Here is a 12,436-nt window from a genome sequence, read left to right as displayed (position 1 = left end):
ATGACGATTTCAGCTCAGGTTATCGATACGATTGTTCAGTGGATTGATGACAATTTGCATCGACCATTACGCATTGATGATATTGCCGATCACGCGGGGTATTCGAAGTGGCACTTGCAGCGTTTGTTTATGCACTACAAAGGTGAAAGTCTGGGGAAATACATTCGTGAGCGCAAATTGTTGCTGGCCGCGCGTGATTTACGCGACACCGATAACAAGGTTTACGATATTAGTCTGAAGTATGGCTTTGATTCGCAGCAGACGTTTACGCGGATATTTACGCGCACCTTTCATCAGCCACCGGGCAGGTATCGCAGAGAGAACCACAGCCAGCCACAATAACCGGCCATGGTTCACTGTTTCGTAGGCCGGAAAAGCGCAAGCGCCATCCGGCAAAAACGATTAATGTGCGTCGATAAATACGATTTTCAGAATGAACAGCAGCGCCACAACAATCACGCATGGGCTGATTTCACGCCAGCGGCCCGTGCCGAGTTTCATCACGCAATAAGAGATGAAGCCCAGCGCGATGCCTTCGGTGATTGAGAAGCTGAAAGGCATCATTACCGCAGTAATAAACGCAGGAACCGCTTCTGTCAGGTCGTCCCACTTCACGCGCGATAAACTCGACGTCATCAACACGCCAACGTAGATCAACGCACCAGCTGCAGCATATGCCGGAACCATGCCTGCTAACGGGGAAAGGAAGATAACCAACAAGAACAGCAAACCAACGATGACCGCCGTCAGGCCAGTACGCCCGCCAACAGACACGCCAGAAGAGCTTTCGATATACGCGGTAACGGAAGAAGTCCCGATAAATGCACCCGCAACTGAAGACACGCTATCAACGTACAGCGCCTGCTTCATGCGTGGGAATTTCCCTTTTTCGTCGGCAAGCCCGGCTTTGTCTGTCACGCCAATCAGCGTGCCGGATGAGTCAAACAGGTTAACCAACATAAAGGAGAAGATAACACCCGCCAGACCAATGTTCAGCGAACCGGCTAAATCAACCTGGCCGACAACTGACAGCACGCTTGGTGGCGCGGAAACAATACCGTGGTATTGCACGTCGCCCATCATCCAGCCCAGCAGCGTGGTGACTACAATTGACACCAGCACGGCAGCGTGAATATTGCGCGAGGCAAGAATGGCGATGATAAAGAAGCCCAGCGCGCCAAGCAGTACGCTGTGCGAAGTCAGGTTACCGATGGCCACCAGCGTGTCTTTATTAGCCACGATGATCCCGGCATTTTTCAGGCCCATCATGCCGATGAACAGACCAATACCGCTGGTGATACCGACACGCAAACTCACCGGAATATTGGCAATCATCCAGTAACGCACACGGAAAATGGTCAGCAACAGCAGGCCTACTGCACCCCAGAAAATGGCACCCATCCCAACTTGCCAGGAAATCCCCATCGCACCTACCACCACAAAGGCGAAGAAGGCGTTCAGGCCCATTGCCGGAGCCAATGCGACTGGCAGATTGGCGAAAATACCCATCAGGATGCTACCTAATGCGGCAATCAAACAGGTGGTGACAAAAACGGCCTGGGTATCCATACCAGCGGCGCCAAGGATCTGCGGGTTGACGAAAACGATATACACCATCGTCAGGAAGGTCGTAAGACCGGCGATCACTTCAGTGCGTGCCGTGGTGCCGTGTTCGCGCAGTTTAAACACGCGCTCGAGCAGCCCCGGATTTGCGGCCGGAGTAGATTGTGGTTGGCTCATTAGTGTTAATTCCGAACATTGAGAGGGAAAATCCGTCGTTATCCTATACCAAAAATTCCCAAACATAATGACCCACGCTAATTTTTTTTCATTGAATTTACTTATACGGCAACGATTGCGTGCCGCAAAAATTCTGCAAATTGGGTAAAGTAGATATTTAATCTTATACCCGAGCTACTTCAAGATGCAGGTAGGCGGCAATCGAATGAATCCCGATGAACTTACTCAAGTAAGTGATTCGGGTGAATGAGAGCAGTCAACACCCCTGCATATTGAAGGGCGATGGGTAGAAATAAGGAAGCGGTATGTCCCGGATAGATGCGGTGTTCTTCGACTGCGATGGCACACTGGTCGATAGTGAGGTTATTTGCTCCAAAGCCTACGTGCATATGTTTGCGCAATACGGCATCGAACTTGCGCTCGAGGAGGTTTTCAAAACTTTCAAGGGAATCAAGCTCTACGAAATAATCGACACGATTAATACCCGCTATGGAGTGAACTTGCCAAAAGATGAACTGGAGCCGGTTTATCGCGCCGAAGTTTCGCGTCTGTTTGATAGCGAGCTGGTAGAGATTGACGGCGCAGCAGCACTAATTGCGCAAATCAACGTGCCGATGTGTATCGTTTCCAACGGCCCGGTCAGCAAAATGCAGCATTCACTGGGCAAAACCGGCATGCTCCACCATTTCCCGGACAAACTGTTTAGCGGCTACGATATACAGACGTGGAAACCGGATCCGGCACTGATGTTCCACGCCGCCGAGGCAATGAATGTGGATATCAAAAACTGTGTGCTGGTGGATGACTCTATGGCCGGTGCGCAATCCGGTATTGCCGCAGGCATGGAAGTTTTCTATTTTTGCGCCGACCCACACAACCAGCCGATTGATCACCCGAAAGTAACGACGTTTACCGATTTAGCGCAGTTGCCGGAGTTGTGGCGTGCGCGGGGTTGGAATATCACGGTTTAAACGCCCTCACCCTGACCCTCTCCCGCAGGAGAGGGAACAGATCGAGTCGAAATTATTCTTTCGGGTCTTTACCAGCCAACAGCTTATCCAGCTCATCGCCGCCGACATGACGGAAGTCCTGTCCTTTAACGAAGTAGAAAATAAACTCACAGATGTTCTGGCAACGGTCACCGATGCGTTCGATAGAGCGCGCACAGAACAGTGCAGTCAACACACTTGGAATAGTGCGTGAGTCTTCCATCATATAAGTCATCAACTGACGCACGATGCCTTCATATTCCTGGTCAACTTTCTTATCTTCGCGATAGATACGCACCGCTTCGTCGAGATCCATACGCGCAAACGCGTCGAGCACGTCATGCAGCATTTGCACGGTGTGGCGGCCTAATGATTCCAGGCTCACCAGCAGTGGCTGATGTTGCTGCGAGAATTTCTCCAACGCCGTGCGGCAGATTTTATCTGCTACGTCGCCGATACGTTCCAGCTCAGAAATCGTTTTGATGATGGCCATCACCAGGCGCAAGTCACTGGCGGTTGGCTGACGTTTAGCGATGATGCGCACACAGGCTTCATCAATCGCCACTTCCATCATGTTAACTTTCTGATCACCTTCGATAACGCGCTTTGCCAGCTCGCCATCTTGATTGTGCATGGCGGTGATAGCATCAGAAAGCTGTTGCTCCACCAGCCCACCCATGGTCATTACCTGAGTGCGGATATATTCCAGCTCGGCGTTAAACTGGCCGGAAATGTGTTTGTTGAGATTGAGGCTATCCATTTTGTTCTCCAAATCAACCGTAGCGGCCAGTAATATAGTCTTCAGTCTGCTTCTTGGCAGGCGTGGTAAACAGCGTGTCGGTTTCGCTAAATTCAATCAGCTCACCCAGGTACATAAATGCGGTGTGGTCTGAACAACGTGCCGCCTGCTGCATGTTGTGGGTCACGATTACCACGGTGTAATCTTCTTTTAGCTCGGTGATAAGCTCTTCAATGCGACCGGTAGAGATTGGGTCAAGCGCTGAACACGGTTCATCAAGCAGCAACACTTCCGGGCGAATCGCAATACCACGCGCGATGCACAGACGCTGCTGCTGGCCACCGGAGAGACTGTATCCGCTCTGGTGTAATTTATCTTTGGTTTCATTCCACAATGCGGCTTTGGTCAAAGCCCACTGCACACGTTCGTCCATATCACTGCGTGACAGCTTTTCAAACAGACGCACACCGAAGGCGATGTTGTCATAAATCGACATTGGGAATGGCGTCGGCTTCTGGAACACCATGCCCACTTTGGCACGCAGCAGGGCGATATCCTGGCTCTGAGTGAGGATGTTTTCCCCATCCAGCAGAATTTCACCTTCGGCACGTTGCTCTGGGTAGAGCGAGTACATTTTGTTAAATGTACGCAGCAGGGTGGATTTGCCACAGCCTGACGGGCCAATGAACGCGGTAACCTGGTTCTTAGCGATATCCAGATTGATGTTTTTCAGGGCATGGAACTTACCGTAATAGAAGTTCAAATCACGAACCTGAATTTTGTCTGGGGTAGTATCGACCATACTCATCTGTTTCTTAATCTCCATCCGACGCCGCCTTTGCCGCGCCGTAAAATTTAACCGTGTTTACTCTTCGCGAAAATCACACGCGCCAGAATATTTAGCAGCAGTACGCAAAGGGTAATAATCAGAACGCCAGCCCAGGCTAACTGTTGCCATTCGGCAAACGGGCTCATGGCAAATTTGAATATCGTCACCGGCAGGTTGGCAATCGGCTGCATCATGTCCGTGCTCCAGAACTGGTTGGAGAGGGACGTGAACAGCAGAGGGGCCGTTTCACCCGCGATACGTGCAATCGCCAGCAATACCCCGGTAATAATCCCGGAAACAGACGCTTTCAGCGTTATCGCGGAAATCATTTTCCACTTTGGCGTACCCAGCGCGTAAGCCGCTTCACGCAGGCTGTCTGGCACCAGTTTCATCATGTTTTCAGTGGTGCGAATCACAATTGGGATTTGCAGCAATGCCAGCGCAATCACCCCGGCCCAACCGGAGAAATGCTGCATCTTCGCCACCACAACGGTGTAAACAAACAGGCCGACAACAATTGATGGTGCAGAAAGCAGGATGTCATTGATAAAACGAATGACTTCAGCCAGAGCGGATTTGCGACCGTACTCAGCCAGATAAATCCCGGCCATGATGCCCAGCGGCGTACCGAAAACAGTCGCCCACAGAATTAACAAGCCGCTACCCGCAAGGGCGTTTGCTAAGCCCCCGCCTTCGGTATTTGGCGGTGGTGTCATTTCGGTAAACAGCGCAATCGACATACCGTCGATACCGCGCGTAACGGTTGAGAACAAAATCCATACCAGCCAGAACAGGCCGAACGCCATGGTTCCCATTGAAAGTGTCAGAGCTACGCGGTTTTTGAACCGACGACGAGCCTGCATTTTGCGGCGAGATTCAGCTAACGCCGCGCGGCTTTGCATTTCCATTGTCGTCATGAACGCGCTCCTTCATTCTTCGCCAGACGCATAACCATGAACTTCGAGATAGCCAGTACGATAAAGGTGATCACGAACAGAATCAGGCCCAGTTCCATTAATGCTGCGGTGTGAAGGCCAGATTCCGCTTCAGCAAATTCATTAGCCAGAGCAGAAGTAATACTGTTGCCCGGCATATACAGCGAGGCGCTGTCGAGTTGGTAGGTGTTACCGATGATAAAGGTCACCGCCATGGTTTCACCCAGAGCACGCCCCAAACCTAACATCACGCCACCAATCACGCCGTTTTTGGTAAACGGTAAAACGATGCGCCAGATAACTTCCCATGTGGTGCAGCCAATACCATAGGCTGACTCTTTCATCATCACAGGAGTTTGTTCGAATACATCACGCATAACCGCCGCAATGTACGGAATGATCATGATTGCCAGAATGACGCCTGCGGCAAGAATACCAATACCGAACGCCGGGCCGGAGAACAGCTCGCCAACAATCGGCACAGAAGAAAGCACGTTGCCGACAGGTTCCTGGAAGTACTTCGCAAACAGCGGAGCAAAGATGAACAAGCCCCACATGCCGTACACAATACTTGGAATTGCCGCCAGCAGTTCGATGGCGATACCCAACGGGCGACGCAACCAGTTCGGTGCCAGTTCTGTCAGGAACAATGCGATACCAAAACTGACTGGCACAGCAATTAACAGCGCGATAAACGAGGTTACCAACGTGCCGTAAATCGGCACCAGTGCACCGTAAATATCGTTAGGAGCATCCCACTCTTTCGTCCACAGGAACGAGAAACCAAACTTCTGAATGCTCGGCCAGGAGGAGATAATTAGGGAGATGATGATGCCGCCAAGAAGAAATAGCACAATCAGCGCAGCCAGTTTTACCAGCGCGCTGAAAATGACATCACCTTGTTTGCCAGGGGACTTGAACGTCGGCTTACTTACCGCCATAGCTTACTCTTTGTAGTGTTGGGTTGACCCGGCGTAAGTTACTCTATACACTGGGTTTTATCACCCGAGCTTTAAAAAATTAGTACAGCGCTTTACCGGAGCTGTCTTTTACGTTGGTCTTCCATGCAGCACGAACCTGCTCAACCACGGAATCTGGCAGGGAAGCATAATCCAGCTCGTTAGCCTGTTTTGCACCCTCTTTATAAGCCCAGTCGAAGAACTTCAGCACTTCAGCACCTTGCTCTGGGTTCTTCTGCTCTTTGTGAACCAGGATGAAGGTCGTGGACGTGATTGGCCACGCAGCCTCACCTTTCTGGTTAGTCAGATCCTGAGCGAAGGTTTTGCTCCAGTCCGCGCCTTTAGCCGCGTTAGCAAAGTTTTCTTCAGAAGGGGCTACCGGCTTGCCATCTGCGGAAACCAGTTTGGTATAAGCCAGGTTGTTCTGCTTAGCGTAAGCATATTCAACATAACCGATTGAACCAGGCAGACGCTGTACGAAGGCTGCGATGCCGTCATTACCTTTGCCGCCCAAACCTGTCGGCCAGTTTACCGTTGAGCCTGCACCCACTTTAGTTTTCCACTCTTCGTTCACTTTCGCCAGGTAGCTGGTGAAGACGAAAGAAGTACCGGAACCGTCAGCGCGACGCACAACAGCGATGTTTTGTGATGGCAGTTTCATGCCTGGGTTGAGTTTAGCGATAGCTGCATCATCCCATTTTTTGATTTTGCCCAGGTAGATGTCACCCAGTGTTGCACCGTCGAGCACCAGCTCACCGGATTTCACGCCCGGCAGGTTTACTGCCAGAACAACACCGCCGATAACAGTCGGGAACTGGAACAGCCCTTCTTGTTGCAGTTTGTCGTCAGCCAGTGGGGCATCAGACGCACCGAAATCAACAGTGTTAGCAATGATTTGTTTAACGCCACCGGAGGAGCCGATACCCTGGTAATTTACTTTGTTACCAGTTGATTTATTGTAGGTATCTGCCCATTTGGCATACACCGGCGCAGGGAAGGTTGCACCGGCACCAGTCAGGCTTGCAGCGGCGTTTGCGCCAAAAGCAGTCAGGGATAAGGTCGCGGCGACAACAGTTGCGACAGTGGTACGCATAACTTTCATAATGTCTCCTGCAGAGGTGAACGTAAATCGTTGTTTAGTGAATGCAGGATAGAAAATAGGACAGTTTAGTGACAGTTAAATGTACGAAATATGACAGTTTTATGACAGCATCCTGCAACCAGAACACCAACAAATAAAACCATTTAAAATCAATAAATTGATATCAATAACCACAATCACTTTGTCGAAGATTATTTTTGTGTGACAGATAGAATTGTAGTTGAAGATGACAGTTTGTCATAAAAGCCGTGAACAGAGCTTCTGCCATGACAGCGAAAAAAGAGCCGCCAAATGGCAGCTCTTGTAACGACGGTGACAATCAACCCAACCTAGTTGCCGCGATACACCTGTTGGCCTTCGAACATCGTCCACAGAACTTTTGCATCCCTGAGGCTTTCAATGCTGACTTTCTCGAGATTGCGATCAAACAGCACGAAGTCCGCACTCTTGCCTACAGCAATGGAGCCAATCTCTTTATCACGACCAATCACTTTCGCCGCATTGATGGTATAGGCCTGCAACATCGCTGCCCGGTCGATCTTTTCACTATCTGGAGGAAGCTCACCCAGTTCCCCTTTACGCGTCACTGCAGTGTAAATTGCCAGTAACGGATTAGGGCTGGAGACCGGCCAGTCGCTGGCTCCCGCAATTAAGGCGTGATGGCGGTATAAGTCCCCAGCCGGATAGAGATGTGTTAATAACGGTGCCGGAACTTTTCCTTCCAGCATGGTAGTTGTCGCACCATCACTATCTATACCAGCCCACAACAGTTGCATTGATGCCGCCACGTTAAGTTGCTGGAAGCGTGGAAGACTTTCCGGGCTGACCACTTCAAGGTGGGTAATGCTGTGCAAAATATTGCTGTTACCGTTCGCTTTGCGGGTACAGGCAACGGCATCCAGTGATTCCTGAACCGCACGGTCACCGATGGCATGGAAATGCACAATCATGTTTTCGGCATCAGCCTTAGCAATCAGCTGGCAATACTTCGCCTTGTCGAGCGTATCGTTACCGCTGTACCCTGGTCGATTAAGATAAGGCTGGCTCAGTTTCGCCGTTTGAGAAGGGTATTCGATTACGCCATCCTGGAAGATTTTAATGCCCATCAGTTTGACATCCGGCGTCTGCGAGAATTGTTCTCTGATCGCGGCAATATCATCAATGGTGGCAGGAGAAGCGTTGATATTGACCAATGCCAGTCCGGTCATATGGCCGGTTAATTTACCGGCTTTTGCCAGAGCGGTATAAGCCGGAAGCACGCCTAAATCATTGCGCCCAGGGCTTGCATTAAACATCGGTGACAGCGGGCGAGTATTGCTCAGTGGCTCCATCCAGGCCGTTAACCCAAAACTGTTCATTACATCCGCTCCCGCTATAACAGCGCGGGAAAGTTTGGCGTCATCCATAGGTGGAATAGAACCCATTACATGGTCCCATGCGCCTTCCGTCATGAAGCCGGTTATTTTACCGTCTGGCGTTAATATCGTTCCAGATTTTATATTGGCATCTGCCTTCTCAAGCGTTTCGGCGGTAATACCCGATTTAATTAGCATCGCCTGGTTAGCCCAACCGGTATGAGCATCTGCTCCCGCTAATACCACAGGGATGTTTTTATATTCTGGCGAATTAAACACGCTATCCAGCAGTGGTATATTATCCCAATAACTTAGCGGTACATTACTGTAAAATTGTATACCGCGAATATCGCGTTGCGGGTTATTGTTATTTTTCTCGACAAATGCACGAATAGCAGCGGCATCATTCATGCCATCTGGAAACTCCAGGGTGAGTGTCTGGAACCCGGCATAAGCCACATGCGCATGGCTGTCGATGAGTCCAGGCATGAGGTACTTGCCTTTTAAATCAACACGCTGAGCGTTTTCCCCTAGCTGTTGGAGAACATCCTGATATTTACCCACAGCAATAATATTTTTGCCTTCTATACCTATGGCTTCAGGATGGAGAACATTCGGATCAGAACTATATATTTCCCCGCCATAGATAATCGTTTTATTATCACTCTGCTGGGCAGCGACAGAATAAGAAGAAATAGCGAGGGCACACACCAGATAAAGCATCGAGCGTTTCATTATTAACTCCATTGTGTTGTATTACATTTGCAAATAAATACGACAGTTATTGTTGTAAATATTTATACTGCTGGTGTGCTTTTTAACGGAATAAAAATATCAAAAACATAATAATCCAGGGCAACATCTGTTTCGTTATAATATTTCTCATAACACGGAATATCGCTTCTGGTTAATCCCCGGTTCTTTATCCAGGCAAAAGCAATATCCCATGCGGTATCCAGATGCTCGCCATAGACAGCGAATTTACACACGGCGTAAGTCCCACCGGCTATCGTCTGAACGGCAACACCTCGGCCAGGCTTTTCCCCATCGTGCAGTTCAATACAGACATCGGTGCGGCATCGCGATTCCAGGGTTACCTCTGGCGCATCCCAGTAAATACATATCATCCCAGCTGGTTGCAGAGGTGTCCTGACAGGGAATGAGTTAAACAGATCCTGGTGCGTTAGCCAGCAAGTCTCTTTCCCATAAGCTCCAAATCTGCGCATATATGCCACCCGTCGAGCAGGCTGCGAAACAATGCTGGCAGAGACGAAGTTGGCCTCCTGCCAGCCGCTCTGCATGTCCTCATCCCTCAGAGAATAGGTGCTTTTTTCGGCTCCGACGTTTCCTGTCTTGCTTTTCGTCTCCGCGGAATACTGACGGTAAAACTCCCCAGGCGAGACAGAAAAATGCTGGCGGAATGCTTTGGCAAAGTTCTGCGAGCTTGAGAACCCGACCCGTAGTGCAAGGTCGGTAATATCTTTTCGAGGAGACTCGATAAGCCACATCGCCGCCCTTTCCATACGCAAACGACGGGTAAAACCAGCAATGGTTTCCCCTACCTGAGCCTTGAAAATACGATGGAAGTGAAAACTGGAGACGGCGACAGCACTGGCGATTTCTTCCAGTGTCGGGTTAAAGCAGAGATTCTGGCTAATGTAATCCATCGCCTTAAATACCTGCATTCGGTAATCCTGAGGCATAGCGTTAACTATCTTCTGAATGGCGCGAGTTCATTCCGGTAATTTACGGACAGAAAGCCTGTTAGGGTACGCATTAATCAGCAACGTGTGAGCCGGGCATAAAAAAAATCCGGTGTGCTTTTCTATCAGCACCACCGGATTTTTTATTAGTGACGATTCTGTAAGCAGAATCGCCTTAGCGAACGCGCTTTATTCTACGGTGACCGATTTTGCCAGGTTACGTGGCTGGTCAACGTCGGTGCCTTTAATCAGTGCGACGTGATAAGACAGCAACTGCAACGGTACAGTGTAGAAGATAGGTGCGATGACTTCTTCCACATGTGGCATCTCGATGATGTGCATGTTGTCGCTACTGGTAAATCCTGCATCCTGATCGGCGAAGACATACAGATGACCGCCACGAGCACGAACTTCTTCGATGTTCGATTTCAGTTTTTCCAGCAGTTCGTTGTTTGGAGCCACAACGATAACCGGCATGTCCGCATCAATCAGCGCCAGTGGGCCGTGTTTCAGCTCACCCGCCGCGTAGGCTTCTGCGTGGATATAAGAAATCTCTTTGAGCTTCAGCGCGCCTTCCATTGCGATTGGATACTGGTCGCCACGGCCTAAGAACAGCGCATGATGTTTGTCAGAGAAATCTTCAGCCAGCGCTTCAATGCGTTTGTCCTGAGACAACATTTGCTCAATGCGGCTCGGCAGCGCCTGCAAACCATGAACAATATCTTGCTCAATAGACGCATCAGCCCCTTTCAGGCGGCTCAGTTTCGCCACCAGCATCAGCAGAACGGTAAGCTGAGTGGTAAATGCTTTGGTGGATGCGACACCGATTTCAGTGCCCGCATTAGTCATCAGCGCCAGATCGGATTCGCGCACCAGGGAAGAACCCGGCACGTTACAGATAGCCAGTGAACCCAAATAACCCAGCTCTTTGGACAAACGCAGCGCCGCGAGGGTATCTGCCGTTTCGCCGGACTGAGAAAGGGTGATCATCAGGCTATTACGGCGCACCGCCGATTTACGGTAGCGGAATTCAGAAGCGATTTCGACATCACACGGCACGCCTGCCAGTGATTCAAACCAGTAGCGCGAAACCATGCCCGAGTTATAAGAAGTGCCGCACGCCACAATCTGGATGTGCTCAACCTGAGACAGCATTTCGTTAGCTTTCGGGCCAAGCTCAGAGAGATCAACCGCACCGTGGCTAATGCGCCCGGTCAGGGTATTTTTAATCGCGTTCGGTTGTTCGTAAATTTCTTTCTGCATGTAGTGGCGATAAATACCTTTGTCGCCCGCGTCATATTGCAGATTAGATTCGATGTCCGGACGTTTAACCTGCTCGCCTTTGGTGTCAAACACGGTGACAGCACGACGAGTCACTTCCGCGATGTCGCCTTCTTCCAGGAAGATAAAGCGACGCGTGACCGGCAACAGAGCCAGTTGGTCGGATGCGATAAAGTTTTCACCCATGCCGAGGCCGATAACCATCGGGCTACCAGAACGCGCTGCCAGCAGAACGTCCGGATTGCGGGTATCCATGATCACAGTACCGTAAGCGCCACGCAGTTGCGGGATAGTACGCAGCACGGCTTCACGCAGAGTACCGCCCTGCTCCAGTTCCCAGTGAACTAAATGCGCGATAACTTCGGTATCGGTCTGTGAAACGAAGGTGTAACCGCGACCCTGCAGTGTTTCACGCAGTGGTTCATAGTTTTCAATAATACCGTTGTGAACCACAACAATATGTTCGGAAACATGCGGGTGAGCGTTTACTTCGGAAGGTTCGCCGTGAGTCGCCCAGCGAGTGTGAGCTATACCGGTACCGCCATGCAGCGCAGTTTCCGCTGCTGCTTCAGCCAGTTTGTTCACTTTACCCAAGCGGCGCAGACGGGTCATATGACCTTTTTCGTCAACTACAGCCAGACCCGCGGAGTCATAACCACGGTATTCCAGACGACGTAGTCCTTCGAGAAGGATTTCAGCGATATCACGTTGCGCAACCGCGCCAACAATTCCACACATAAGATTAGTTTCCTGATAATGGCATTACGCCATGTGTTGTCGCTGACCTGTATTTTCCGGTTTTTT

Annotated in this window: 11 protein-coding genes; 2 read left to right on the top strand and 9 right to left on the bottom strand. The window is 50.3% G+C overall.

The genetic code is table 11. The features are described 5' to 3' along the window. A complete protein-coding gene (locus tag D8682_RS15610; protein WP_064542027.1) occupies positions 1-342 on the top strand; it encodes a RamA family antibiotic efflux transcriptional regulator in 342 nt (113 codons plus the stop codon). A gap of 60 nt (positions 343-402) precedes the next feature. Here the strand turns inward: D8682_RS15610 and D8682_RS15605 are convergent, their stop codons facing one another. Continuing rightward, positions 403-1,740: an NCS2 family permease gene (locus D8682_RS15605; RefSeq protein WP_064542024.1), complete on the bottom strand. Its 1,338-nt coding sequence runs from the start codon at positions 1,738-1,740 to the stop codon at positions 403-405. A 305-nt stretch (positions 1,741-2,045) separates the two neighbouring features. Here D8682_RS15605 and yieH point away from each other — a divergent pair, with 305 nt between their 5' ends. Next, positions 2,046-2,711 (top strand): 6-phosphogluconate phosphatase, encoded by a 666-nt coding sequence (gene yieH, locus D8682_RS15600; protein WP_121814646.1) that lies wholly within the window; start codon positions 2,046-2,048, stop codon positions 2,709-2,711. Positions 2,712-2,763: 52 nt separating this feature from the next. Here yieH and phoU read toward each other — a convergent pair whose 3' ends face one another. The 8 genes from phoU to glmS all read right to left on the bottom strand — a co-directional run bounded on the left by phoU (position 2,764) and on the right by glmS (position 12,370). Then, a complete protein-coding gene (gene phoU / locus D8682_RS15595; protein WP_034460681.1) occupies positions 2,764-3,489 on the bottom strand; it encodes a phosphate signaling complex protein PhoU in 726 nt (241 codons plus the stop codon). 13 nt (positions 3,490-3,502) lie between these two features. Beyond that, a complete protein-coding gene (gene pstB, locus D8682_RS15590; RefSeq protein WP_064514930.1) occupies positions 3,503-4,276 on the bottom strand; it encodes a phosphate ABC transporter ATP-binding protein PstB in 774 nt (257 codons plus the stop codon). A gap of 47 nt (positions 4,277-4,323) precedes the next feature. Beyond that, entirely contained in the window at positions 4,324-5,214 is an 891-nt protein-coding gene (gene pstA / locus D8682_RS15585) for a phosphate ABC transporter permease PstA (RefSeq protein ID WP_064542010.1), read from the bottom strand. Continuing rightward, on the bottom strand, positions 5,211-6,173 hold the full coding sequence (gene pstC, locus D8682_RS15580) for a phosphate ABC transporter permease PstC (RefSeq protein WP_064542005.1): 963 nt from the start codon (positions 6,171-6,173) through the stop codon (positions 5,211-5,213). The genes pstA and pstC overlap by 4 nt, the downstream gene beginning before the upstream one ends. 79 nt (positions 6,174-6,252) lie before the next feature. Continuing rightward, positions 6,253-7,293: a phosphate ABC transporter substrate-binding protein PstS gene (pstS, locus tag D8682_RS15575; protein WP_064542002.1), complete on the bottom strand. Its 1,041-nt coding sequence runs from the start codon at positions 7,291-7,293 to the stop codon at positions 6,253-6,255. 329 nt (positions 7,294-7,622) lie between these two features. Continuing rightward, positions 7,623-9,383 (bottom strand): amidohydrolase, encoded by a 1,761-nt coding sequence (locus tag D8682_RS15570; RefSeq protein WP_121814645.1) that lies wholly within the window; start codon positions 9,381-9,383, stop codon positions 7,623-7,625. 62 nt (positions 9,384-9,445) lie between these two features. Then, the gene (locus D8682_RS15565) at positions 9,446-10,333 is read right to left on the bottom strand and encodes a GyrI-like domain-containing protein (protein ID WP_232887020.1); all 888 of its coding nucleotides are present in this window, start codon (positions 10,331-10,333) and stop codon (positions 9,446-9,448) included. A 207-nt stretch (positions 10,334-10,540) separates the two neighbouring features. Further along, entirely contained in the window at positions 10,541-12,370 is a 1,830-nt protein-coding gene (gene glmS, locus D8682_RS15560) for a glutamine--fructose-6-phosphate transaminase (isomerizing) (protein WP_064541993.1), read from the bottom strand. Positions 12,371-12,436 lie beyond the last annotated feature (66 nt).

The sequence above is a fragment of the Buttiauxella sp. 3AFRM03 genome, from assembly GCF_003675305.1.
In the GTDB taxonomy this organism is placed as follows: Bacteria; Pseudomonadota; Gammaproteobacteria; order Enterobacterales; family Enterobacteriaceae; genus Buttiauxella; species Buttiauxella ferragutiae.
Note: the sequence above shows the minus strand (reverse complement) of the source record. Positions and strands in the feature narration are given on the sequence as shown.

Bases quoted from the DNA above. Each gene is read 5' to 3' on its own strand.
- D8682_RS15610 (WP_064542027.1), top strand. From the start codon at position 1: ATGACGATTTCAGCTCAGGTTATCGATACGATTGTTCAGTGGATTGAT.
- D8682_RS15605 (WP_064542024.1), bottom strand. From the start codon at position 1,740: ATGAGCCAACCACAATCTACTCCGGCCGCAAATCCGGGGCTGCTCGAG.
- yieH (WP_121814646.1), top strand. From the start codon at position 2,046: ATGTCCCGGATAGATGCGGTGTTCTTCGACTGCGATGGCACACTGGTC.
- phoU (WP_034460681.1), bottom strand. From the start codon at position 3,489: ATGGATAGCCTCAATCTCAACAAACACATTTCCGGCCAGTTTAACGCC.
- pstB (WP_064514930.1), bottom strand. From the start codon at position 4,276: ATGAGTATGGTCGATACTACCCCAGACAAAATTCAGGTTCGTGATTTG.
- pstA (WP_064542010.1), bottom strand. From the start codon at position 5,214: ATGACGACAATGGAAATGCAAAGCCGCGCGGCGTTAGCTGAATCTCGC.
- pstC (WP_064542005.1), bottom strand. From the start codon at position 6,173: ATGGCGGTAAGTAAGCCGACGTTCAAGTCCCCTGGCAAACAAGGTGAT.
- pstS (WP_064542002.1), bottom strand. From the start codon at position 7,293: ATGAAAGTTATGCGTACCACTGTCGCAACTGTTGTCGCCGCGACCTTA.
- D8682_RS15570 (WP_121814645.1), bottom strand. From the start codon at position 9,383: ATGAAACGCTCGATGCTTTATCTGGTGTGTGCCCTCGCTATTTCTTCT.
- D8682_RS15565 (WP_232887020.1), bottom strand. From the start codon at position 10,333: ATGCAGGTATTTAAGGCGATGGATTACATTAGCCAGAATCTCTGCTTT.
- glmS (WP_064541993.1), bottom strand. From the start codon at position 12,370: ATGTGTGGAATTGTTGGCGCGGTTGCGCAACGTGATATCGCTGAAATC.